The organism is Microbacterium aurugineum (assembly GCF_023101205.1).
GTDB classification, from domain to species: Bacteria; Actinomycetota; Actinomycetes; order Actinomycetales; family Microbacteriaceae; genus Microbacterium; species Microbacterium aurugineum.
The window spans coordinates 3,349,522-3,372,847 of sequence record NZ_CP078078.1 but is presented as its reverse complement, the minus strand read 5'-3'; the positions used below and the strand labels follow the sequence as shown (position 1 = coordinate 3,372,847).

Below are 23,326 nucleotides of genomic sequence, written 5' to 3'. Positions count from 1 at the left end.
GAAAAAGGTCAGAATCCATCGCCGTGGCACTGGAACGGCGCGGTGTGGCCGGTGTCGAGGGCGGCCCGCGTGAGCGCATCGGCGGGAGCCGCGCCGGCGGAGAGCTCGGTGTGCACGGCGCTCAGCAGTTCTGCGGCGACGTCATCCGGGACCGCGACGGGCGCGGCGATGACGCAGTCGGCACCCGCGTGCAGCCAGACGCGGGTCATGCCCAACGCTTCCTCGCCCCAGCGCACCGAGGAACGGCCGAGTTCGCACGCCGACAGGATCACCGTCGCGGGGACGCGTGGGATCAGGTCGACGTCGTAGCCGAAGAGGGTGCCGTCGACGAGCTCGAAGCCCGAGAACAGGGGGTTGTCCACCGCGTGCCGGCCGTGCGCCGCGATGTGCAGCACGTCGGTGCGCGCCGCGAGTTCGGTCACAGCCGCGACGGTCGCCTCCGTGCCTTCCAGGATGTCCGGCGTCCGGTCTGCGCCGCGCCAGGCTGCCGCTGCCCGCGACACCTCATCTCCTGCCCGAGCGACCCGCGGCCCGGCGGCGAAACCGATCGACCGCGGAGGAGAGTCGCCGCGTGCGGGTCCGCCCAGCAGGCGCGACACCGACGTGGCGAGCGTGAACGGTACGCCGATCATGCCGGGCAGCATCGCCCACGGCACCCCGGCGAGGGCGCCCGGAACGGTGATCGCCAGCCGATCCGCGGGGGGCGCCGCCCGAAGCAGGGGAGCGAGCACCTCCGCATCGAGGAGTGCCAGGCGGGAGGCGAGCGCCCGCTCCGTCACCGCCCCCATCAGCCCGCCACGAGTGAGCGCGGCCATGTCGAGGTCGGCGCGGAGACCGTCGAGTGCCGCCTCCACGCGCGTCCAGGACAGGTCGACGACCGTGGCTCCCGAAGACGTCACGACGATGCCGTGCAGGGTGGAACCCGTGAACACGTAGGAGAGCACCGTGGTGCCGGGGGCGAGTCGCGCTGTCGCCTCCGTGAGGTCGAGTCGTTCGCGGGTGCCGCCGGACCCGGTCATGGTCCACTGGCGTTCTCGCACCCGGTCGCGCAGGGCCCGCACCCTGGCATCCCTGGTCCAGTCGGCGCCGGCGAGCTCGGCGCGCAGCATCCGCAGTTCCGCCAGATCGACGGCGAGGGATTCGTCATGCGGGGGCCGGACCGGTGCGACCTGTTGGCTGAGGTGTCGTGCGCGTTCCGACCACTCGAACAGGGTCTCCGGTTCTTTCAGTCTCGCCGCGGCGGAGAGCCCCGCGAACATCAGGTCACTGCCGTGCATGGCCACCGACGCCTGCAGGTCGAGCGCACCGAAAGACTGCTGCCAGGTGGTGAGGAGGTCGAGTCCGGCCGCGGCAGCACGCAGCGCCTCCCGGTCGCGTCCGGCCGAGGTGGCGCGCGCAGCCCGCACTTCCTGGGCGCGCAGACGGAGGGGGGTCGGAGCGCTCTCGTCGAGCTGGGGCAGGCGCCCGCGGCCGTCTCGGCGGGCACTCAGCCGCAGACCGGTCGCCTCGGTGCGGAATCCTGCACGGTCGAGAGCCTTCGCGACGCGGTCGAACTCGTCCGCATCGATCGCGCGATGCGGGTGGGCGCGCTGCCCTGCTTCCAGCCGCACGGCGTCGGCGCGGGCCGCCCATCCGTGGTTCGCGAGCGCGGTGAAGCGCCGCGCCGCGGTCCGGGCCGCCCGCTCCGCGGCGGCGGGGTCGTGGCGCAGCAGCGAGCGGGCGAGATGGAACTCGGCCTCGCCTCTGGCCTGCCTCATCCGCTGCGCCCCGAACTCGGCGGCGACCTGGGCGAGCAGCGCCTCCGCCTCGGTGGTGAGCCCCGCATCGCGGAGCACCTCGGCACGATCCAGGTCACTGATCGCCGCGGCGAGGTCGCTGGTCGCCGCGAGTTTCGGACGTGAACGGGTCATCTGCGTGAGGGCGGTGACGAGGTCGCCTCCGAGGAGTGCCGCGTAGCCGAGGTTGTGCCGGGCCTCGGCGAGCGGGCCCTCGTCGTCGTTCGCCTCGTACACCGCGACGGCGCGACGCAGGTCCTCGGCGCACGTCTCCAGCTCGCGCTGCTGCATCCGCACGACGGAGCGGTTCAGCAGGCAGTTCGCGAGCTCGGTCGTCTCGTCGCCGATCGCCGTCAACGTGTCGATCGCGCGGGTGAGCATGGCCTCCGCCTCCGCGAGTCGGCCGCCGTGCATGAGGAGCGTGCCGAGTTGACCGCTGAGCACCGCGATCGTCTCGGGGCGGAGCCCGGAGCGCCCCAGGGCGTTCCGGCACAGCTGCTCGGCCGCCGCGGGCTGCCCCTTCTGGGCGAGGACGTATGCCACCGTGCCGTCGATCCGTGCGCGCAGGTCGGGGTCGTCGGTGCGTGCCGAGGCGGTGTCGAGCGCGCGCCGCGCCTGTGTGAACCTCCTCGCGTTCGCCGCCTCGACGCCACGTCGGTGCAGCTCGATCGCGGACAGGGGCATCGCTCCAGAATGCCCTGCCCGGGGGACGTCTCGCTACGGATGTCGGGAGAGCCGGCCGCACATCAGTGACGGATGTCGGGAGAGCCGGCCGCACATCAGTGACGGATGTCGGGAGAACGGACGGATGTCGGACGTGCGACGGCGTGTCGCCCTGCCATCCGTGAATCGCCCCGACATCCGTACCGCGAGGCGGTGCGGGCGGTGCGGGCGGTGCGGCGCGGGGCACGTCAGTGCGGGTCGACGGGAGTCGGGAGGGACTTCAGGACGGCGGCGACCGCCTTCGCGGCGACGCCCGGCGTGACGCCCCCGATCGGTACGGTGCCCAGCTGTGCGGCGATGCGCCCCGCGACGTACGGCGCCGAGAACGACGTTCCGCTCCACACCGCGAACCCGCCCCGGTAGTCGTCGGGGTCGATCGTCTCCCGGCGAAGGCCGTCGACATCCGCGCGGGAGGCCGCCTGGGTGCCGCCGACGAACGCGGGTGAGGTGCTGACCACGGCGGCACCGGGCGCATAGGCCTGCACCCACGGCCCGATGTTCGAGAACAGCGCCACCGATCGTGCGGAAGGATTCAGCGCCCCGACCGACACGAGCGGTGCGTTCCGGTCCGAGGGGATGCCGTTGTCCGCGCCCGGCCAGGGCCAGAGCGACGCGGGGAAGGAGGGGCGGTCGATCGCGTCGTTGCCCGCGGAGCAGACGACCACGCAGCCGAGTTCCCGGGCTTTGGCGAGCAACTGGAACAGGGTGAGGCTGAACAGGCCGTCGGTCGGTGTCTCGTGGTAGTAGCTGAGCGAGAGGTTGAGGACGTCGATCGGGAAGCCGGTCTTCGGGTCGGCGCGGTGGCGGCTGAGGAGCGTGACGACCTGCGCGATCGTCTCCAGCAGGGTGCTCTCGTCGATCACGCCGAGAGCACCGGCCACGCGGATCGACAGGATGTCGGCGTCCGGCGCGGTCTGTCGCACGAGTCCCGCGATGAAGGTGCCGTGCCCTGCGACCGCGTCGATCTCGCCGTCGAGCTGCCCGTAGAGGTCGGGGTAGCGTTCCGGGTCGGCATCGTCCGTGAGTCCCACCGGCACACCGTCGAGGTCGATCGTGCGGGTGACGATGTCGGCGGGAAGCCAGGCATGCTCTCCGCATCCGGTGTCGAGCACCGCGACCACGGGTCGACGCCCGCGTTTCGGGGCGGCACCGCGCACGGGCGCCGGGCCCAGCCAGGTCACCGGCTGTCGTGCCCCTCGCCCCGGCTCGAGGTAGTCATCGCTGCCTCCGGCCGCGCCCGCGCCCCGGATCGGGTTGGTGCGGGTGAACGGGTTCGTCCGCGTGAAGGGGTTGGTGCGGGTGAACGGATTGAGCCCGACCGGGTCGATCGACAGCACGTGGTCGAGGCTGGTGCGCGGCATCGTCGAGCGGGACATGCGGCGGGCGCGCTGGAGCACCCGCCAGGCGTCGGGTGCCACGGGTGATTCGCCGCGGACCGGTTCGTCGGGAGTCCGCAGTCGTGCGCGCAGGAAGCCGGGAACGCCCGGAACCAGTTCGCCGTCGACCGCCGAGCGGCTGCCGTCCTCGATCTCGAGCTGCCAGCCGAAGGTGTCCGCCGCGTCACGCAGAGTGCGCACCTCGCGGTCGTAGGCCTCATCCTCGCCGAGCACGCGGGTGATCAGCAGTCGCTCTGGCAGGTAGGCCGTCGGATAGGCGCGGATCCCGTCCACCGGCTCCGTGCTCGGATCGAGTGCCGTGCCCCGGCGGATCGATCCCTCTGCGCGGTCCTGCCAGGTCCATCCCTTGGGCTGCTCCATCGTCATCCTCTCGGTGCGGGTCTCCCCGCGGCATCATCGACGGGCGGTGCCCGCGGTCACAGCTCGAACTGCGGGGTCGCGAGCGTACGCGTCTCGTCCCCGATCTGGGTCGTCAGCCGCACGCGCGTGAGCCCGGGCGGCACCTCGTCGAACACGAAGCGCCCCGTCTCCTCGGGCGCGGTCGATCGGGTCCGTTCGCCCTGGGTCAGCACGATCTCCGCCGCCGCGGTGTCGACCCACCCGTCGACGCGGCGCCGACCGGACGCCGTCCGTGTGACGTGCAGCAGGATGCTCGTCGAGCCGTCGCTGAACTGCAGGGTCAGCGCATCGGCCTCGCCGCGCACCGCGCCGAGCTCCCCTTCGACCAGGGTGAGCAGCGCGTATTCGCGGTTCAGACCGTCGGCGGCGACCGCCGCGACCATGCGGTCGATCAGTCCCGCCGGCATCGGATCGACCTCGCTCCACAGCGTGCGGAGTCGGGCGAACATCTGGGCGTCCTCGTGCTCGGTCATGCGAGTCCCCCTGTCTGCGCCGCCGGTGGCGCGTCCAGCAGGGCGCGCAGCTTGGCCAGGCACCGGTTCCGCGTGGGGCCGATGCTGCCGATGGGCATGGCGAGGTCGCCGGCGATCCGGGCGTAGTCGGGTCGGTCTTCGAAGGCGATCACGCGCAGCAGCTTCTGACAGCGCTCGTTGAGTCGGCGCACGGCCGACCAGAGCCGACGGTTCTCATCGCCGCGCGCCGCGTGCTCTTCGGCAGACGCCTGCTCGGGAAGGAGGGTGTCGAGGTCGTCGGTGTCGGTGGTGTCGACGCGTCCGTGCGCTTTCGCGACCTTCCAGGCTTCGCGCCGGGCGGTGGTGGTCAGCCAGGCGGAGACGGCGCGGGGGTCGCTGATCGATTCATGCCCGCGCACCAGCTGCAGCCAGGTCGTCTGCACGACGTCTTCCGCGAGCGTGCGTTCGAGCCCGTACGCCCGCACCACGTGCCACAGCACGGGTGTCATGAGATGTACGAGCTCGTCCATGGCGCGACTGCTGCCCTCGCGCCATGCACCGAACAGGTTCGCGGCGCGCTCCCATCGGGAGAGCCCGTCGTCCGAGGCAGGATCGAGCGCAGCGCCGGGTGCACCGTCGATCATGAAGCCCATTGTGATCACACCTACCAGGAGCACGGCAAGGGCTTTCTGATACATGTCCGAGTCCAAAAACCCTCGCTCCGCCCCGGTCGGCGGCCGCGGCGGAGGCGGATAGCGTTGAGGGGTGACTCTCCTCGCCGTTCTGCTCTTCCTCAACGCCGCCTTCAACGCCGTCGTCTGGCCGCAGTTCTACAAGCGGGTCGCCAAGGATCCGCGGGCGCGGGACGAGAACGGCAAGGCCACGCCGTTCCTCACGGTGCACGTCGTCCTCATCGCGATCGCCCTCGCGCTCGCCCTCGCCTCGGTGATCGCCGGCATCGCGGCTCTCGCCGGCGCGTTCTAGACGCTCCGGCGCCCCGATCCGCGAAGGAGTCAGGCGGATTCGAACTGCTCGGCGTGCGTCGCCCAGCCCGACTCGACGGGCAGGGCCCGCAGTGCGCGGTTGCCGACCGCGAGGATCACGGACACCAGGCACAGCGCGGCGCAGATCAGCAGCGTCCCCTCACGTCCGATCCAGGCGAGTCCGAATCCCGCGACCAGAGGGGCGAGCGGCATGGCGCCCATCGCGAGCACGCCGGCGGCGCTGTTGGCGCGACCGAGGAGTGCGCTCGGGGTCGCGACCATGAAGTAGCCCAGCATCGCGGCGTTGAGGGAGGGGAGCAGCAGGACGGATGCGCCCAGCACGAGCGCGATGGCCCACGGCTCGCCGACCGTCGACAGTGCGACCGCACCTCCCGCGACCACGGCGAGTCCCGCGATCGTGAGCACTCCGGCCCGGATGCGCGGCACGAGCATCGGTGCGCAGGCGGCGCCGACGAGCATCACCGCGCCGATCGACGCGGAGAGGGTGCCGATCACGAACGCCGGGTAGCCCTCCTGCTGGAGTGCGTAGATGACGGTCGTGATCGCGGCGTTGAAGCCGAGGTTGATGATCGTGGTGATCAACAGCACCCCGCGGAGGTCGGGGCGGGAGAACAGCCACCGGAACCCCTCGCGCAGCTCGGCCCACGCGTTCGGCTTCCTCGCGGCGGGGGCGGCGGAGTCGTCTTGCGCGGCACCCTCGTCGACCACCCCGGCGCGGCGGGCCTGGCGTCCGAGCACCCAGGCGGTCAGAGCGGCGATCGCGTGGCACAGGGTCATCGCCACGCCGACGAGCCATCCGCCGACGCCCAGGAGCAGACCGCCGAGGGGGCCGCCCGCGAGCTGGAGGGCCGCATCCCGACCCTGGTTCGCGGCCTGGGCGCGTCCCATCGCCTCGTCGGGCACGATCTCCTTGATCGCGCTCTCGCCGGCGACGTCGAACAGACCGCTGCGTGCGGCCAACAGGACGTCGATCACGAGGAGCGAGCCGAAGGTCAGGGCGTCTCCGAGGGCGAGGAGGGTGAAGCCGCCCGCGAGCACGATGCCGATCACGGAGCCGAGGAGCATCAGGGCGATGCGCCGGTGTCGATCGGCGAGCACGCCGCCGGCGAGCGTCATCAGCAGACGCGCGATCATGCCCGCGCCACCGATGATGCCTGCCTGGGCGGGGTCGTTCGTGACGATCAGGGCCAGCAGCGGGATCGCGAAGCCGAAGAGTGCGGCGGCGAGGCCCTTGCTCGTGTCGCTCACGAGCCAGGTGAGATACCGGGTGTTCTGCCAGAGGCGGTGCGGCGCGGTCCGGGTGGTCATGCGTCGAGATTAGATGCGCAAGAACAATTGCGCAAGTATCATTGCGCAATTTACGGCGCGGGTAGGATCGGCACATGACGGAGGACGGCGCGAAGAAGGGCACGAGCGAAGATCCGGTCTGGATGACGACGGCCATGCTCAAGGCCTACTCGCATCCGCTTCGGCGCCAGATGATCCGCCTCTTCTCACGGCGCGACTTCCTCCGTGCCGCCGACATCGCCGCCGAGCTCGGAGTGCCCGCCAACAGTGCCAGCTTCCACCTGCGCGCGCTCTTCGAGGCAGGTCTGATCGAGGAGGCGCCCGACAAGGCCCGCGATCGGCGGGATCGGGTGTGGACGGGGCGCAACGGCGCGCTCAATGTCGGCGGCCCGGAGAGCCCGGTCGCCGACGACGAGCTTCGGCTCGCGGTCGTCGCCGCCCTGGTCGAAGACCACCAGGATCTGGTGCGACGCGTCATGGCGTGGACGCCCGAGTACGTCGCCGGACGCACCACCGAAGTGCACGCCTCCTTCACGCAGCGCACCATCCGCTTGACCCAGGCCGAGTTCGAGGAAGCCATGGCGAGCTTCGGCAAGGTGCTGGATGCGGCGGGCGAGGCGCATGACAGCAGTGATCCGGATGGCCGCTACTGGCAGCTGGATCTGATCGCCGCCGACGACTCCATCTGACGCGGCTACGCCGGCTCCGTGCGGGGAGTGCCACTCAGGATCAGGATGCGACGCAGGTGCATCGTGGTGAGCACCCCCGGTCCCATCGTGCGACGCACATCGACCGTGCGTTCGTCGATGACCTCCAGGAGGATCCGGATCGCCCGTGCCGCGTCCTCACGTGCGCGGTGATCCTCACTCGATGACGCATCGCCCCGCGCGATCACGTCCGCCACCGCATGGCAGGCGGCGGAGAGAGGCTCGGGCAGCGCGGCGTCGAGGGTGATGCCCGCGGGTCGGTCCCAGATGGTGTCGGCGATCCCGTCGGCGATGTCGCGGATCAGGTGGGCGATGCGATCGAGCGCGGCGAGCTCCGCAAAGCTCGCCTGAACACGGGTGCGATGCCCGCGCGCGCGGGGGTTGCCCCGCCTGCTCTCCTCGGCCTCCGCCAGCGCTGCCCGGAGCTCGGCCGAGGTGTCGGCGAGCGACTCCGCGTCCTCCGCCCACTGCTCGTTCTCGGGAGGCCACGACGTGGAGACCGCCGAGCCGATGTCGTGCAGGTGCGTCGCCAACTGCTCCCGGAACGCCGCCAGCTGCCCCGCCGCGGCCACGGTGAGAGGCGCCGGGGCGATCGCCACGTTCACGACCAGCCCGATCACCACTCCGACCGCGGTCTGCGTCAGGTACCCGAGCGAGTAGTCGTCGGCGTTCTGCCCGCCGATGATCAGCACGAAGAGCGCCGCCATCGGCACGTACTCGCGTCCGACCCCGAACCAGCCCGTGCCCGAGAGCAGCACCCCGATCGCGACGACGAGGGGGATCGTCCACCAGTTGGGTCCGACGGTCAGCACGACCACGGTGGCGAGTCCGATCCCGGTGGCGAGTCCCAGGAGCGTCTGCAGGCTCGACCTCGCGGATCCCATCAGGGTGGGGTACATGCTCACGAGCGCGCCGAGGGGTGCGTAGTACGGATACTCCTGCGTGACTCCCGGCATGTGCGGAGCGATCAGCCACGCGAGTGCCACTGCGAGGGCGGTCTTGGCCACCAACAGCAGCCGCGCCGGACGGACCGCGTCGTGCAGGGCACGGGCGATTCCGACGCGTCGCGCGGGGAGTCGGGGTCGGCTCGGGGTCACGGCATCTTCTCCTCGGACGGCGGACACCGCGACAGTATGCGGTCGACGTCGTGCCCGCGACAGGCTTGCGTCGACGGGCACGCGCCGGTAGCGCGCGAAGACGCCGACCGCCCGAGGAGGGCGATCGGCGTCGACGGCGGGTGGATCGCTAGGGGATCGCCCTCCGGAAGGCGAGGAACGAGACGCCCATCAGAACTGCGGTGGCCACGAGGCCCCAGAGCGCGAGGCCGACGGCTCCGAGGTCGCCGATCCCTGCCCCGACCTGATCCCACAGCTCGAGCCGGGTCACGAGGTAGACCAGGCCGACGAGTACGAGCGCCAGCGTGATCCACACGATCGTCAGCACCATCAGGCCCCAGCTCTTGTAGATCGTGGCTCCCGTGAACCCGACCACGAAGAAGAACAGTGCGAGGGCGAAGTAGACGACGAATGCGCCGAGCGGGCCGGCCTCCCACAGCCACGGGAGGTAGAACAGCCAACCGTTCACGCCGTAGCCGTTCGTGGCGACCTCGATGCCCCCGCCGATCAGGAACAGGACGCCCATGAACGTGCTGGCGAGGACCGCCGTCAGCATCGTGCCGAAGAAGAACTCACGACGCGTGATGCTCATCGCTTGGGAGAACGGGAAGGTGAGCGTCATGGCCGAGAGGCCGATGGCGAAGAAGTACCAGAGGGGTGCCTGGCCGCCGCCGCCGTACTTGGGGGAGTCGCCCGGGATCATCGCATAGATCAGCACCGAGATCAGGGTTGCTCCGGCGAGGATGATCAGCGGGACCCAGATGAAGGTCTGTCGATTGATCATCTGCAGGCGGATGACGTTGAGCGTGCGTCGCATCAGCGCACCTCCTCTTTCGTGGTGGCCGATCTCGGGAAGCCGGCCTCGGCCTTCTGGGTGAGACGCACGATCAGCTGCTGCAGCGAGACCGGGGCGAGGTCGAGTCCGGAGGCCGTGATCTCCGCGCGCTCCTCCGCCGATACGGTGCCGAGGACGGTGACGGAGGCCACGCGGCCCAGCGCCTCGCGGTGCAGCACTTCGCGGTCGCCGACCCAGGCGTCGACCTTCGCGGCATCGCCCACGACGGTCACGGCGCGGTCGCGCACGGCGTCCGTGTCTTCGTGGAGGAGGATCTGACCGTTGTCGATCACGATCACCTTCTCGATCAGGTTGGACACCTCATCGATCAAGTGGGACGAGAGGATGACGGTGCGCGGGTGCTCGGCGTAGTCCTCGACCAGACGGTCGTAGAAGATCTGCCGGGCGACGGCGTCGAGGCCGAGGTAGGGCTCGTCGAAGAAGGTGATCTCGGCGCGCGAGGCGAGTCCGATGATGACCCCGACGGCCGAGAGCTGACCGCGGGAGAGCTTCTTGATCGTCTGCTTCATCGGGAGTTGGAACTCGTGGATGAGCTCATCGGCGAGCGCCTGGTCCCAGTTCGGGAAGAACAGGCTCGCGGCCTTGAAAGCGTGCTTCGGATAGGCGTCGTCCGGGTACTTCTGGCTTTCGCGCACGAAGCAGATGCGGCTGAGCACGTGCGCGTTCTCGTAGGGGTGCTCGCCGAACACCGTGACGGTGCCGGAGGACTCGAAGTTCTGCGCCGTGAGGATCGACATGAGGGTCGTCTTGCCGGCGCCGTTGCGGCCGAGCAGGCCGTAGATCGCGCCTCCCTCGATCGCGAGCGACACATTGTCGAGTGCTCGCTTCTCCTTGTAGCGCTTGCTGAGGTTCTGCACCTCGATGACGGTGGTCATGCGGGGGTCTTCCCTTCTGCGTCGGTGGTGTGTGCGGCGCGCTGCCGGAGCAGGTCCGCGAGGTCTTCGGCGCCGAGCCCGAGCGTGCGGGCTTCGGCGAGGAGCGGGTCGATGTAGCGGTCGGCGAAGGCGGCGCGGCGCTCGCCGAGGAGCAGGTCCCTGGCGCCTTCGGCGACGAACATGCCGATGCCTCGGCGCTTGTAGAGCACTCCCTTGTCGGTGAGCATGGCGACTCCCTTGGCTGCGGTGGCGGGGTTGATCCGGTAGAACGCGGCCAGCTCGTTCGTGGAAGGGGCCTGCGCCTCTTCGGCGAGCGAGCCGTCGACGATCGAGTCCTCGATCTGCTCGGCGATCTGGAGGAAGAGCGGCTTGCCTTCTTCGATCACGAGTCCTCCGCGTGGTTAGTGGGTTACTTACTCGACTAAGTAACCATAGAACCTCGATCGATGTCAACCCCTTCGCCGACCTCGTCCGCGCGTACAGTGGGCTGGTGTCGGAGTTCCCTTACAGCCGCCTGCGCCGCTGGCCCGATGTCGAGGCGGACAACCTCCAGGCGCACGATGCCACGGATGAGCTGCTCGTCGACCGGGCGCGCGCCTTCGGTGCTCCGGGGTCCGAGACCGTGGTCATCGGTGACGGCTTCGGTGCGATCACCCTGGCGCTCACGGACGCCGGACTCGACGGTGTCCGGGTCCACCAGGACCTCGCGACGGGGCGCCGCGCACTGCAGCGGAACGCCGAAGAGCTCGGGATCACGGGGTTCGTCTCGCACGAACTCGAACCCGCGCTGCTCGACGGTGCGCGTCTCGTGGTGCTGCAGCTCCCGAAATCACTGGCGGAGCTCGAGGAGATCGCGGATGCCGTCGCACGCTGGGCCGCGCCCGACGTGGTCCTCGTGGCCGGCGGCCGGGTGAAGCACATGACACTCACCCAGAACGAGGTGCTGGGGCGGAGCTTCGCGCACGTGCAGGCGCAGCGCGCCGAGCGGAAGTCCCGGCTGATCGACGCGTCGGGACCCCTTCCCGTCCCCGCGGATCCGCCGTTCCCCGTGACGGCGCAGCACGATGGGCTGACCCTGGTCGCCCACGGTGGCGCGTTCGCGGGCGCTCGTCTCGACATCGGCACGCGGGTGCTGTGCGAAGTGCTCGGTCTGGGTGGTTCACAACTCCTCAAAGATGGCGGGAATCAGACCCGAAACGGCCCGATCGGGGCGGGCGGCGAGGATTCTTCCGGAGTTGTGAACGCGACGGAGGGGCCACGCGTGCTCGATCTCGGTTGCGGTACCGGCGCGCTCGGCTTCTCGTTCGCCCTCGCACATCCGGAGGCGCGGGTGACCGCGACCGACCGCTCGGCCGCAGCCGTGGCATCTGCGCGAGCGACGGCGTCCGCGAACGGGGTGGCCGACCGCGTCACGGTCATGCATGACGACGCAGGGTCCGAGCTGCCGGACGGCTCGTTCGACATCGTCCTGCTGAACCCGCCCTTCCACCTCGGCACGAGCATCCACACGGGCGCCGCCACCCGCCTCTTCGACGCCGCGGCCCGCGTGCTCCGACCGGGTGGCGAGCTCTTCACGGTCTACAACTCCTCCCTCGGGTACCGCGCCGAACTGACGCGTCTGATCGGCGCCACCGAGCAGCTCCGACGCACCCCGAAGTTCACTGTGACCCGCAGCGTCCGGGGCCGCTGAGCGCGCGTTTCGACCCTCGATGAATGCCCGTTATGCGATCGTTGGATACCTGTGCAATCCCCCGGTCAGCGGAAGAAAAAGAACGTGGTCACACCGCCGGGATTTGCCCCTGATCGGCCATTTCGTTACGTTGGAACGTGGGCCTGACGGCCCGAAGACCAGTCCGCGATCACGTCCTTCTTTCGATGAGCTGTGCTGCGAAGAGGCGTGGGCGTACGGTCGATGCTCTATCGCGGTGGATCCGAAATCCACCGTCTGTGCCGCCACAGCAGACATGTCGAACGGCCTCGAGAGCATCACCCGGACGTAACCGAAGCAGGCTCAGCCACCCGAAGGCGAGCCGCAGGGGAAACGTGTCCGAAATCGCTCTCGAAGCGCGCAATCTATACAAGGTTTTCGGTAAGAATCCGAACACCGCCGTCCGTCGCCTGAAGGCTGGTGAGAGCCGAGCCGCCGTGACCGACGCCGGCACCGCAGCGGTCATCGACGCCAGCTTCACCGTGAACCGCGGGGAGATCTTCGTCATCATGGGCCTGTCCGGATCGGGCAAGTCCACCATCATCCGCATGCTCAACGGCCTGCATGATGTGACCGACGGCTCCGTCACGGTGAACGGCGACCCGATCACCGGAATCCCGGCCTCGAAGCTTCGCGAGATCCGTCGCGACCGCATCTCGATGGTCTTCCAGCACTTCGCCCTGCTGCCGCACCGCACGGTCGCGGCGAACGTCGCCTACCCTCTCGAGCTCAAGGGCACGCCCAAGGCCGAGCGCTTGGCCAAGGCGGAGGAGATCCTCGCCCTGGTCGGTCTCGAGGGTCAGGGCGACAAGCTTCCCTCCGAGCTGTCCGGTGGAATGCAGCAGCGCGTCGGCATCGCCCGGGCGCTCTCCGCCGACAGCGACATCCTGTTGATGGATGAGGCGTTCAGCGCGCTCGACCCGCTGATCCGCCGCGAGATGCAGGAGCAGCTGCTCGAACTGCAGCAGAAGCTCCAGAAGACGATCGTGTTCATCACGCACGACCTGAACGAGGCCATGTTCCTCGGGGACCGGATCGCCGTGATGCGCGACGGTCGCATCGTGCAGATCGGTACGCCCGAGGACATCCTGATGGACCCGGCGAACGACTACGTCGAGCAGTTCGTGCAGGATGTGGACCGTGCCCGCGTTCTCACCGCGGCCAACGTGATGGAGCGTCCGCGCCCCGTCGTGCCGCACACCGCGGGCCCCCGCACGGCCCTGCGCCAGATGCGCGATGCCTACATGTCGGCGACCTACGTGGTGGGTCGCGACCGGCAGCTGGTCGGCGTCGTGACCGACCGTGACGCGGTCAAGCTCGTCCGCCAGGGCGCGACCACCCTCGACTCCGTCGTCAAGCCGGTGCCGCAGAGCGTGCGTGAAGACGACGTGCTGATGAACCTGTTCGTGCCCGCCGTCGAGTCGCCGTTGCCGCTCGCCGTGACGGATGCCGAAGGTCGACTGGTCGGTGTGATCCCCCGCGTGACCCTGCTCGCGGCGCTGGGCCCCGGTCCGGGCGCGACCGAGGAGATCACCCTCCCGATGATGCCCATGCCGCAGGCCGAGATCGATGCGGTGCTCGATGACGGGTGGACCGCTGAACCGGCGGATGCCCCGACGACGGAGGAGGTGCGCTGATGGACGGATTCCGCATTCCCATCGGGACCTGGATCGAATCGGTCGTCGACTGGATCAAGGACAACCTCGACGGACTGCTCGACGCGATCTCGTTCGTGATGAGGTTCCTCGTCGACGGGTTGACGACCATCCTCCTCACGCCGAGCTTCCCGGTCATCATCGTCATCGCCGCGCTCATCGCGTGGATCGTGCGGTCCTGGCAGCTCGCGCTCGGCACGATCGTGTCGTTCGGACTGATCGTCGGGATGGACCTCTGGGTTCCCGCGATGCAGACCCTCGCGCTCGTGCTCGTCGCGGCCGTGATCGCCGTGCTGATCGCCGTGCCGCTGGGCATCTGGTCGGCGCGCAACGCCACCGTGCGTGCGGTGCTCAAGCCCGTGCTCGACTTCATGCAGACCATGCCGGCGTTCGTGTACCTGATCCCTGCGATCGTGTTCTTCGGCATCGGCGTGGTGCCCGGCCTCGTGGCCACCGTGATCTTCGCGCTGCCCCCGGGCGTGCGTCTGACCGAGCTCGGCATCCGCGGAGTCGACTCCGAGACCGTCGAGGCCGGACAGGCGTTCGGTGCGAAGCCGGGGCAGATCCTGCGCGGCATCCAGCTCCCGCTCGCGATGCCGACCATCATGGCCGGCGTCAACCAGGTCATCATGCTCGCCCTGTCGATGGCGGTCATCGCCGGAATGGCGGGCGCGGACGGACTCGGGAAGATGGTGGTCGAGGCGATCTCGACGATCAACATCCCGAAGGGCGTCGAGGCCGGTCTCGGCGTCGTGCTGATCGCGGTCTTCCTCGACCGCGTCACGGCGGCGCTGGGGGCACCCGGCGAGAACCGCTCCTCGCTGCTCAGCATGATCGAGCGACTCCGCACGCCGAACGGCGGAGGGAGCGGAACAGCATCCGCCCCCGCCTCCGAGAAGGACGCCGACCGGAAGGATGCCGCGGATCAGGCGGAGCGCGAGACGGTCGCTCCTCGACGCAGCGCTGTCGGCGGCGGCCCCCTCTGAGCACTATCCATAACTCCTACGGAACAACACCCATACGGAACTGAGAGAGAGAAATCACATGAAGAAGAAGATCCTTGCACTCACCGCAGTCGGCATCGCCGCATCGCTCACCCTCGCGGGTTGCAGCGGCGACGGTGCAGGCGGCACGGGCGGCGACAGCAACGCCGACGACAAGGGCACCATCACGCTGGGCTTCCTGCCCTCGTGGACCGACGGCCTCAGCACCGCGTACCTGCTGCAGGACCAGCTCGAGAAGATCGGCTACACGGTCGAGATGAAGACGCTGACCGAGGCGGGGCCGCTCTACACCGGCCTTGCGCAGGGTGACGTCGACATGTACCCCTCGGCCTGGCCCGAGCTGACGCACGCCTCTTACATGGAGGAGTACGGCGACGACATCGAGGACATCGGCACGTACTACGACAACGCCAAGCTCACGATCGCGGTGCCGGAGTACTCCGAGCTGAACTCGATCGAGGACCTCAAGGGCAAGGGTGCCGAGTTCGACGGCAAGATCATCGGCATCGAGCCGGGTGCGGGCCTCACCGCTCAGACCGAGAAGATGATCCCCGAGTACGGCCTCGACGGCGAGTACCAGCTCGTCACCTCGTCGACCGCCGCGATGCTCACCGAGCTGAAGACCGCGACCGACAAGCAGGAGGACCTCGTCGTCACGCTGTGGCGTCCGTTCTGGGCCAACGACGCCTTCGGCATGAAGGACCTCGAAGACCCGATGGGTGCCATGGGCGAGGCCGAGGGCCTGCACTTCCTGGGAACCAAGGGCTTCGCCGAGGAGTTCCCCGAGGCTGCGGAGCTGATCGGGAAGATCAAGCTCGACGACGCCCAGTACGGCGCACTCGAAGACCTCGTGGTCAACGAGTACGGCGAGGGCAAGGAAGCCGACGCGGTCGACGCGTGGCTGAAGGAGTACGGCGACGAGTTCGACTGGACCGTCACCAGCTGACCTGATCCAGGTCGCACTTCCCCGTCAAGGGTTCGCTCCCGTCGCACTCTCTGTCGTCCCGGTCCGCCGGGCGGCAGGAGTGCGACGGGAGCTTCTGCGTTCGGGGGCGGGAGTCAGTAGCCCAAGCGGGCTCGAACATCGTTGAGCAGCTGCGAGGAGCGCAATGCCGCGTCTGGCGCGACGGCAGAGATGCCCTGCACCAGCACGTCCGAGATCAGAATGGCCGAAAGGCTCTCAGACGTCAGTCCCGTCGGGGTGTGCGGTGCGGTCAGGATCGTATCGACGCGTGACGAGAGCCGGTCATGGAGTTCGTCGGTCACGAGGATGACGCCGGCGCCCATCAACTGCGCGTGATCCAGGAGCACGTCGATATCACGGGTCACTCGCCCAGGCGCGAAGATGACGAGGATGTCCTTCGCCCCGAGATTCATGACCTCATCGGCGAGGCGGAAGCCGTCCGTGCTGAGCCGCCGCGTGGTGAGGCCCGTACGCCGCAGGCGCAGTGCGAGATTCTCGGCGGCGATGCCGGAGGCGCCGAGGCCGTAGCAGTAGATGCTCTCGGCGCGCATGAGCAGCGTGATCGCCGCGGAGTACGCGTCGTCGTCGTTCGATGTGCGGGCGAGTTCGATGAGTGATGCGGCCTCGTCCCAGGTTTCCTGCTGGATGCGGGCGAGATCCTGCCCGATGTGCTCGATGCGCGTCTTGAGCCGTACCTCGGGGGAGACGCTGCTGGAGAAGGGGGCCGCGACCTCCTGTTTCAAGTGCGAGAGGCCCGAGTACCCGAGCTTCTGCAGGGTGCGGACGACCGAGGCGTTCGAGGTGCCGCTCTGGGTGCCGAGCTCGGCGGCGCTCGCGTAGAGGATGTGCTCGGCCGAGGTCGATGAGAGGACGCGGCAGACGGCTCGTTCTGACTTCGAGAGGTCGTTCCATGTGCGGGCGATGCGCGCACGGAGGCCGGAGAGCGCGGGATTATCTGTATCACTTGTTACAAACGGTTCCATTGCTGTATCATTCTGTTCGAGAGGCGCATCATCCGTAACGGATGTTTCAATCATCCAGGGTGCATCGACTTTCCGCAACAGACTCAGCAGACAGGGAGGTCCCATGCCGGCTACGACGCCGATCCGCATGATCGAGATCAGTGGAGCACCGCGCGAACGTGGGCGCCTCTACGGGGACGCCGCGGCTGACCTCATCGCAGGGTCGCTGGAGTACTACAGGGAAGCGTTGACCCAGCAGACGGGGATGAGCTGGGCCGAGATCACGGCGTCCGTCTCGCAGTGGCTTCCGATCAGCGAGCAGATCGCCCCGCATCTGATCGAGGAGATGCGCGGGATCGCCGAGGGAGCGGGCGTCTCCTTCGCCGAGATCCTCACCTTGAACGTGCGTGGGGAGTTCGTCTACGACCACCAGAGCCCCGCGAAAGGTGTGACCGCGGCGGCACGGGTCGACGATGACGAACGTGATGCGGTCGACGGGTGCACATCCTTCTTCCTGACTGGGGAGGGCAGCGGCACGGGGCACACCCTCGTCGGACAGAACTGGGATTGGCGCACGCGTACAGCGGGTACGACCCTCATCGTCCGCGTCGTGCAGGATCCGCTTCCCACGGTGATCATGCAGGTCGAGGCCGGTCAGGTGGGCCGCCACGGAGCCAACTCCGCGGGGATCTCGCTCAATGCCAATGGTCTCGGTGGAAGTTTCGGCAATGCGGTCGGAGTGCCGCAGACCTTGATCCGTCGACTCGTCCTCGACCAGGGCGATATCGCGAGTGCGCTCAGGACGCTCGTCAAGACGCGGCCCCATATCGCGAGCAACGCCCTGCTCGCCGACCGCAGCGGATTCGGCATCGATCTCGAGACCACGCCGAGCGGTGTGGATTGGATCTATCCCGAACGCGGTGTGATCGCCCACACCAACCACTTCCAAGCATCCGTGCCCCCGCAGCTCGCCGGGTCCTACCTCCCGGTATCCGCGGACTCGCTGCTCCGTCTGCCGCGTGTCGAGGCAGGACTCGCCAGGGTGGCGATGGCGGAGTCACCCGAGGAGAGTTACGCATTCGTCCGCGAGGCGATGTCGGATCACATCGGTTTCCCCGAAGGGGTCTGTACACATCCGCACCCTGACAGTCCTCCGGTGAAGCAGTGGTCGACGCTCCTCTCGAGCTGTGTCGATCTGACGACCGGTGAGTACCGCGTCGCGAACGGGTTCCCGTGCGAGACCGACTACGAGGTGCTGCCTTGGAATCTCTACGACCCCACCCACTGACAGACTGAAACACGAGGAGATAGCGTTCAATGAAGAAGCAGCATCACCCCATCACGCTGATGATCGGCGCGATCACAGCGTCGGCGTTCGTCCTGGCCGGTTGCAGCTCGAGCTCGGACGACGACGGTGGCGGCGACACCGCCTTCGACGTCCCGTTCGGCGCGACGACACCTGCCGCTGCCGGCTCACTCGATACCGTGACCTGGATGCTCGGAGGAGAGCCGACGACGCTCGACGCCGACATCGACGCCACCACCGCCGACGACACGGTCCTCGCGAATGTCTGCGATCGGCTCATGCAGGTGCAACCTGACCTCACCCTCGGGCAGGGGCTGGCATCAGACGCGCAGTGGACCGATGACACCCATCTCGTCTTCACCATCAGGCAGGACGCGCTGTTCCATGACGGAAGCCCCGTGAGCACCGCCGACGTCTTGTGGAGCATGCAGCGACATTCCGCTGAGGGCGCTGCCGAATCCGACGAGTACCGGAATGTGGTCGCGATCGAACAGACCGGTGAGGACCAGATCACCGTCACGACGTCGCAGCCGGACGCCATCCTCCTCCAGGCGATGGCGGGCGACGGTGGCATCGTCTGGAACCCGCGTGTGATCGAAGCCGAAGGGGAGGACTTCGGCAGCCCCGGTTCCGCTTCCGCCTGCAGCGGACCGTACGAGGTGACCTCGTGGGATGCGGGGTCGCAGCTCACCATCACCAAGTTCGCCGACTACTGGAACTCAGACGTCGACGCTCTCACGAACGAGATCGTCTTCCGCTGGGCCGATGAGACTGCGATCGCAAACTCGGTCACGACGGGCGAAGCCCAGGGGTCCTTCCTGGAGAACGCAGGTGCCGCGAGGAGCTTCATCGAGAGCGCAGACGTCTCCGTCTATCAAGGTCCCTCAACGAACGCCTGGGTGCTCGAGACGACAGATCGTGGCGCGCTGACGGATGAGCGCGTCCGTCAGGCGCTCTCGCTCGCTCTCGATCGCACCGGGGTGGCCGCTGCCGCTTTCGGCGGTCTCGCCCAGCCGTGGAAGACGCCGGTCGGATCGGGGGCCTGGGGATACCAGGTCGATACCTTCGAGCAGGCGTACGACGCACTCGAAGGAGCGCCCGCGAAGCCGAGCGATGCCGACCTCGCCGCCGCCGAAGACCTGATCTCCGAGGCAGGCGTCCCGTCCGCTCCGATCGTCGTCGCGTCCAACGGGTCGTCGACGCACAACGTCATCGCGAACGCGCTCGTGTCCGCCGCGCAGTCCATCGGGCTGGAGGCGGAGATCACGGTGATCCCCCAGGTGCAGTACGGCGACTTCTACTCCGACCCCGAATTGCGGGGTCAGGCGGACTTGTGGCCCGATGAGTACTACATCTCGAAGAACGACCCGCTCGGCTTCTACAAGAACGGCGCATCCGATGCGAGCGTGAACTTCGGCGTCTTCGCCGACCCGGAATACGATGCGCTGGTCGATGAAGGCTACGCGGCGACGGACGACGTCGAGCGCGCCGCGATCACGATCGAGTTGCAGAAGCGCTGGGTGGAGCACGCCGTGTGGATCCCGGTCGTGGCGACGCCGTCGACGCTCATCATGTCGAACGACGTCACCGGCGTACCGGCCTCTGCGGCCTTCATCTACTACCCGTGGGCCGTCGACCTCGGCAGCACGAAGGGGTAGTCGTGGTGGCGCTCGCGTTCCGCAAGCTCGCCGGCATGGTCTTCACGCTGGTGATCGCCTCCTTCATCATCTTCGCTGCGATGTACGCCGCGCCGGGTGATCCGGTCACGTTCCTCATCGGCAACCCCGAGAACCTGACCCCGGAGCGGATCGCGAGCGTCCGGGCCCAGTACCACCTCGACGAGCCGATGCTCGTTCAGTACGGGCACTGGGCCTCGGGAGTCCTCACCGGCGACTTCGGCCAGTCTTTCCAGTACCACCAGCCGGTGAGTGCGCTCCTTGCCGCGAGGGTGCCCATCACCCTGTCGCTCGTCGCGTACGCAGCCATCCTGCTCACAGTGATCGGCATCGGTCTCGGTGTCATGGCCGCCGTGCGCCGGGGGAAGGCGGTCGACACCGCTATCACCGGAGCAACGACCCTCGCCGCGAGCATCCCCTCCTTCGTGTTGGGCATTGCCTTCGTCGCGCTCTTCGCCGTGGAGCTGCGGTGGTTCCCGGTCGCCGGCGCAGGCACGGCGGGATTCGATCGCGTGTACGCGCTCACTCTTCCTGCGCTTACCCTCGCCGTCACCGCGCTCGCGATCGTGAGTCGTGTCACGCGCCAATCGATGATCGAGCAGTTCTCTTCCGAGCATGTCGAGGCTGCCCGCGCTTCGGGGCTGCGCGAACGGTATGTCGTGCGTGATCACGTCTTGCGCGCAGCCTGGGGGCCGATCATCACCATGATCGCGCTCGTCATCGCGAGCATGATCGCCGGAACGGTCGCAGTCGAGACGGTGTTCGGGATATCCGGCGTCGGCTCGCTCCTCGTCGATGCGATCAACACGCATGACTTCCCGGTGGTGCAAGCGGTGCTCCTCTTCATGGTCGTCGCCTACATGATCGTCACGACGATCGTCGACCTGCTCCTGCCCGTGCTCGACCCCCGAATCGGACGAAGGGCGGTGTCCGCATGACCTCGATCCTGCTCCCGCGGGTTCGCAGACGCCGGCGGTCCGGATCCGACCTCGGGTTCTGGATCTCCTGCGGCTTCCTCGCCCTCATCGCCGTCGCGGCCGCCTTCGCCCCACTCCTCGCCCCCTACGAGGCCGACAGTGTCGACTTCGCGGCGATTTGGGAAGGTCCGAGCGCACAGCACCTGCTCGGCACGGACCAACTCGGACGCGACCTCTTCTCCCGGTTGCTCATCGGGGCAGGCGAGACGCTGGTGGGCCCGGTGGTGCTGCTCGTGCTCGCCACCATCCTCGGTGTGGCGATCGGCGTATTGGCGGCATGGCGAGGGGGGTGGATCGATACCGTCCTGGCCCGCGTGACCGACGTGATGTTCGCGTTCCCCGGCCTGCTCTTCGTCGTGCTCGTCATCGCCGTGTTCGGCAAGGGTCCCGCAACAGCGATCGTTGCACTCGCGCTCGCCTATGCACCGGTGATCGCGAAGTACACGCGAAGCCTTGCGTTGAGCGAGATGACGCGTCCCTACATCGACGCCTACCGGGTTCAGGGGCTCGGCGGCTTGACGATCTGCCTGCGCGGAGTCATCCCGAACCTGCTGCCTCCGCTCGTCGGATACCTGGTCGTGCTCTTCGGGGAAGCTCTCATGAGCCTTGCGACGTTGAGTTTCCTCGGGTTCGGCGCGCAGCCTCCGAGTTCCGAATGGGGCCTGATGGTGCAGGAGGGGCAACCCGGCATCATCCAGGGAGAGTTCCTCCCGACGCTGGTGCCCGGTGCTGCCATCGCCATCGTCGTCATCGCGGTGAACGTCGCCGGGGTGCGTGTGGCCGACCGACTTCTTGCGAAGGGATGAGTGATGCTCCTCGAAATTCAGGACCTTGATCTCGCCTTCGGGCACGGTGAAGACGCGGTGAAGATCCTCACCGGCATCACCCTGAGTGTGGACCGCGGCGAACTCGTCGGGCTCGTGGGCGAGTCGGGCTCGGGAAAGTCGACGACGGTGCGCGCGGCCCTCGCCCTCTATGGCGAGGAAGCGACGATCGCGGGGAGTATCCGGATCGATGGAACACAGATGGTGGCCGCCGACGAAAGGACCCGACGTCGGGTGCGCTCCGCATCCGTCTCGCTTGTGCAGCAGGACCCGCGTTCCGCACTCAACCCCGTGCGGCGCATCGGGGATTCGCTCTCCGAACGACTCGTGCGTGTCCACGGGTGGCAGCGAAACCGTGCGGAGGCGCACATCATCCAGCTCCTGGCCGCGGTGGGGCTGACTCACCCGGAGCGGCGCATGCGGCAGTTTCCGCACGAGCTCTCGGGCGGCATGCTTCAGCGCGTCGTCATCGCATCGGCGCTGAGCGCCGACCCTGCGCTCCTTCTCGCCGACGAGGCGACGAGCGCGCTCGACGTGACGACGCAAGCCGAGATCGTCGCCATCTTCCAGCGGCAGATCCGTGAACGTGGTCTCGGGATGCTCTTCATCACCCACGACCTGGCACTCGCGGGCGCGATCTGCGATCGGATCCATGTCCTTCGGCAGGGTGAGATCGTGGAGACGCTGACGAAACCCGGGCTCTTCGCGGATGCGGTCCACCCGTACACACTCTCGCTGATCGAAGCTGCCCCCGTGCTCGACACGAAGGAGCCGTCATGAGTCTGGTGGAAGTCTCCGATCTGTACCGGGCGTTTCGGATGGGTCCGGGAACAGAGCGCGTCGTCGCTGTCAACAACGTGAGTTTCGCCATCGACGCAGGTGAGGCGCTCGGTCTCGTCGGTGAATCGGGCTCGGGCAAGTCGACGATCGCCCGGATTCTCGTCGGTCTGGAGCGCGCCGACGCGGGGTCGGCGGTGATCGACGGTGTCGATCGCCTCCGCAGGCCGCGCGGCAGGGCTGAGCGCCTGGCGAGAGCTCGCGCGGTGCAGATGGTGTTCCAGGACCCGAACGGGTCGCTGGATCGCCGACTGACCGTGCGGCAGACGCTGCGGCGGACTCTGAGGCTGCGAGAGGAGGCAGCGGGTCCTCATGCCGACCGTACGATCGCGGAGCTGCTGGATCGGGTGCGACTCACCGAACGGCATGCCGACGCGAAGCCCCACGAGCTTTCGGGCGGTCAGCGACAGCGCGTTGCGATCGCACGGGCACTCGCGGTCTCTCCTCGTCTCGTCGTCCTCGACGAGGCCGTATCCGCACTCGATGTCTCCGTGCAGGCTCAGGTACTCGAACTCCTCGCCGAGATCCAGCGCGAGTCGAGGGTGAGCTACCTGTTCGTCAGTCACGATCTCGCTGTCGTCCGCGAACTCTGCTCCCGGGTTCTCGTGCTCTTCCGTGGCGCAGTCGTCGAACAGGGGGACACCGAGCGGGTTCTGACCCATCCCGAGCACCCCTATTCGCAACTCCTCATCGCTTCGACGCCCGGCCCGGGGTGGGATCCGGAGCGGGTCGTCCGCGACCGGATGACGTTCACGCAGCGCATGGAGGTCGTGGGCGGGGGCGAATCGGGCTAGTCGCCCTCATCGCACCGAGGTCTGCTCCG

At 68.3% G+C, this 23,326-nt stretch carries 22 protein-coding genes; 12 read left to right on the top strand and 10 right to left on the bottom strand.

Going from position 1 to position 23,326, the window contains the following annotated elements; translation table 11 throughout:
• Positions 1 to 8: 8 nt before the first annotated feature.
• From KV397_RS16170 to KV397_RS16155, 4 genes are all read right to left on the bottom strand, one after another.
• A complete protein-coding gene (locus tag KV397_RS16170; RefSeq protein ID WP_261811744.1) occupies positions 9 to 2,459 on the bottom strand; it encodes a CHAT domain-containing protein in 2,451 nt (816 codons plus the stop codon).
• Between the two features lie 227 nt (positions 2,460 to 2,686).
• Positions 2,687 to 4,255, bottom strand: coding sequence for a S8 family peptidase (locus tag KV397_RS16165; protein WP_261811743.1), 1,569 nt, complete (start codon positions 4,253 to 4,255; stop codon positions 2,687 to 2,689).
• 56 nt (positions 4,256 to 4,311) lie between these two features.
• A complete protein-coding gene (locus tag KV397_RS16160) occupies positions 4,312 to 4,767 on the bottom strand; it encodes a hypothetical protein (protein ID WP_153243294.1) in 456 nt (151 codons plus the stop codon).
• Positions 4,764 to 5,390, bottom strand: a complete 627-nt coding sequence (locus KV397_RS16155) for an RNA polymerase sigma factor (RefSeq protein WP_261811742.1) — start codon at positions 5,388 to 5,390, stop codon at positions 4,764 to 4,766. Before KV397_RS16155 ends, KV397_RS16160 begins: the two co-directional genes overlap by 4 nt.
• A 121-nt stretch (positions 5,391 to 5,511) precedes the next feature.
• Here KV397_RS16155 and KV397_RS16150 point away from each other — a divergent pair, with 121 nt between their 5' ends.
• Complete coding sequence (locus KV397_RS16150) at positions 5,512 to 5,730, top strand: SCO4848 family membrane protein (protein WP_047523874.1); 219 nt, start codon at positions 5,512 to 5,514, stop codon at positions 5,728 to 5,730.
• A gap of 29 nt (positions 5,731 to 5,759) precedes the next feature.
• Here KV397_RS16150 and KV397_RS16145 read toward each other — a convergent pair whose 3' ends face one another.
• Positions 5,760 to 7,058 (bottom strand): MFS transporter, encoded by a 1,299-nt coding sequence (locus KV397_RS16145; protein WP_261811741.1) that lies wholly within the window; start codon positions 7,056 to 7,058, stop codon positions 5,760 to 5,762.
• 74 nt (positions 7,059 to 7,132) lie between these two features.
• On the opposite strand from KV397_RS16145, the gene KV397_RS16140 reads away from it, so the two are divergent.
• Entirely contained in the window at positions 7,133 to 7,726 is a 594-nt protein-coding gene (locus tag KV397_RS16140) for a winged helix-turn-helix domain-containing protein (RefSeq protein ID WP_131492866.1), read from the top strand.
• A 5-nt stretch (positions 7,727 to 7,731) separates the two neighbouring features.
• On the opposite strand, the gene KV397_RS16135 is transcribed toward KV397_RS16140, so the two are convergent.
• From KV397_RS16135 to KV397_RS16120, 4 genes are all read right to left on the bottom strand, one after another.
• Positions 7,732 to 8,841: an FUSC family protein gene (locus KV397_RS16135; RefSeq protein WP_153243296.1), complete on the bottom strand. Its 1,110-nt coding sequence runs from the start codon at positions 8,839 to 8,841 to the stop codon at positions 7,732 to 7,734.
• 148 nt (positions 8,842 to 8,989) lie between these two features.
• Positions 8,990 to 9,676 (bottom strand): hypothetical protein, encoded by a 687-nt coding sequence (locus KV397_RS16130; RefSeq protein WP_153243297.1) that lies wholly within the window; start codon positions 9,674 to 9,676, stop codon positions 8,990 to 8,992.
• Positions 9,676 to 10,590 carry an ABC transporter ATP-binding protein gene (locus KV397_RS16125; RefSeq protein ID WP_261811740.1) on the bottom strand — a complete coding sequence of 305 codons (915 nt, stop codon included), beginning with the start codon at positions 10,588 to 10,590 and terminating at the stop codon, positions 9,676 to 9,678. The genes KV397_RS16130 and KV397_RS16125 overlap by 1 nt, the downstream gene beginning before the upstream one ends.
• Complete coding sequence (locus tag KV397_RS16120) at positions 10,587 to 10,976, bottom strand: GntR family transcriptional regulator (protein WP_047523878.1); 390 nt, start codon at positions 10,974 to 10,976, stop codon at positions 10,587 to 10,589. The genes KV397_RS16125 and KV397_RS16120 overlap by 4 nt, the downstream gene beginning before the upstream one ends.
• A gap of 104 nt (positions 10,977 to 11,080) precedes the next feature.
• Here KV397_RS16120 and KV397_RS16115 point away from each other — a divergent pair, with 104 nt between their 5' ends.
• The 4 genes from KV397_RS16115 to KV397_RS16100 all read left to right on the top strand — a co-directional run bounded on the left by KV397_RS16115 (position 11,081) and on the right by KV397_RS16100 (position 15,903).
• On the top strand, positions 11,081 to 12,280 hold the full coding sequence (locus KV397_RS16115) for a class I SAM-dependent methyltransferase (protein ID WP_261811739.1): 1,200 nt from the start codon (positions 11,081 to 11,083) through the stop codon (positions 12,278 to 12,280).
• A gap of 353 nt (positions 12,281 to 12,633) precedes the next feature.
• Positions 12,634 to 13,935: a quaternary amine ABC transporter ATP-binding protein gene (locus KV397_RS16110; protein WP_256535513.1), complete on the top strand. Its 1,302-nt coding sequence runs from the start codon at positions 12,634 to 12,636 to the stop codon at positions 13,933 to 13,935.
• On the top strand, positions 13,935 to 14,939 hold the full coding sequence (locus KV397_RS16105) for an ABC transporter permease (protein ID WP_047523881.1): 1,005 nt from the start codon (positions 13,935 to 13,937) through the stop codon (positions 14,937 to 14,939). The genes KV397_RS16110 and KV397_RS16105 overlap by 1 nt, the downstream gene beginning before the upstream one ends.
• A 58-nt stretch (positions 14,940 to 14,997) precedes the next feature.
• Complete coding sequence (locus KV397_RS16100) at positions 14,998 to 15,903, top strand: glycine betaine ABC transporter substrate-binding protein (RefSeq protein ID WP_047523882.1); 906 nt, start codon at positions 14,998 to 15,000, stop codon at positions 15,901 to 15,903.
• A gap of 113 nt (positions 15,904 to 16,016) precedes the next feature.
• Here the strand turns inward: KV397_RS16100 and KV397_RS16095 are convergent, their stop codons facing one another.
• Complete coding sequence (locus KV397_RS16095; protein WP_261811738.1) at positions 16,017 to 17,033, bottom strand: MurR/RpiR family transcriptional regulator; 1,017 nt, start codon at positions 17,031 to 17,033, stop codon at positions 16,017 to 16,019.
• Here KV397_RS16095 and KV397_RS16090 point away from each other — a divergent pair.
• Genes KV397_RS16090 through KV397_RS16065 form a run of 6 tightly spaced genes read left to right on the top strand, consistent with a single transcriptional unit; the run spans position 17,008 to position 23,297 of the window.
• The gene (locus KV397_RS16090) at positions 17,008 to 18,171 is read left to right on the top strand and encodes a C45 family autoproteolytic acyltransferase/hydolase (protein ID WP_153243299.1); all 1,164 of its coding nucleotides are present in this window, start codon (positions 17,008 to 17,010) and stop codon (positions 18,169 to 18,171) included. The genes KV397_RS16095 and KV397_RS16090 overlap by 26 nt on opposite strands.
• A gap of 29 nt (positions 18,172 to 18,200) precedes the next feature.
• Positions 18,201 to 19,847: an ABC transporter substrate-binding protein gene (locus KV397_RS16085; RefSeq protein ID WP_261811737.1), complete on the top strand. Its 1,647-nt coding sequence runs from the start codon at positions 18,201 to 18,203 to the stop codon at positions 19,845 to 19,847.
• A 2-nt stretch (positions 19,848 to 19,849) separates the two neighbouring features.
• Positions 19,850 to 20,803: an ABC transporter permease gene (locus KV397_RS16080; RefSeq protein WP_131492848.1), complete on the top strand. Its 954-nt coding sequence runs from the start codon at positions 19,850 to 19,852 to the stop codon at positions 20,801 to 20,803.
• Positions 20,800 to 21,648, top strand: a complete 849-nt coding sequence (locus KV397_RS16075) for an ABC transporter permease (RefSeq protein WP_131492847.1) — start codon at positions 20,800 to 20,802, stop codon at positions 21,646 to 21,648. The genes KV397_RS16080 and KV397_RS16075 overlap by 4 nt, the downstream gene beginning before the upstream one ends.
• A 3-nt stretch (positions 21,649 to 21,651) precedes the next feature.
• Positions 21,652 to 22,446: an ABC transporter ATP-binding protein gene (locus KV397_RS16070; RefSeq protein ID WP_261811736.1), complete on the top strand. Its 795-nt coding sequence runs from the start codon at positions 21,652 to 21,654 to the stop codon at positions 22,444 to 22,446.
• A complete protein-coding gene (locus KV397_RS16065; RefSeq protein WP_131492843.1) occupies positions 22,443 to 23,297 on the top strand; it encodes an ABC transporter ATP-binding protein in 855 nt (284 codons plus the stop codon). The genes KV397_RS16070 and KV397_RS16065 overlap by 4 nt, the downstream gene beginning before the upstream one ends.
• The last annotated feature ends 29 nt before the right edge of the window (positions 23,298 to 23,326 follow it).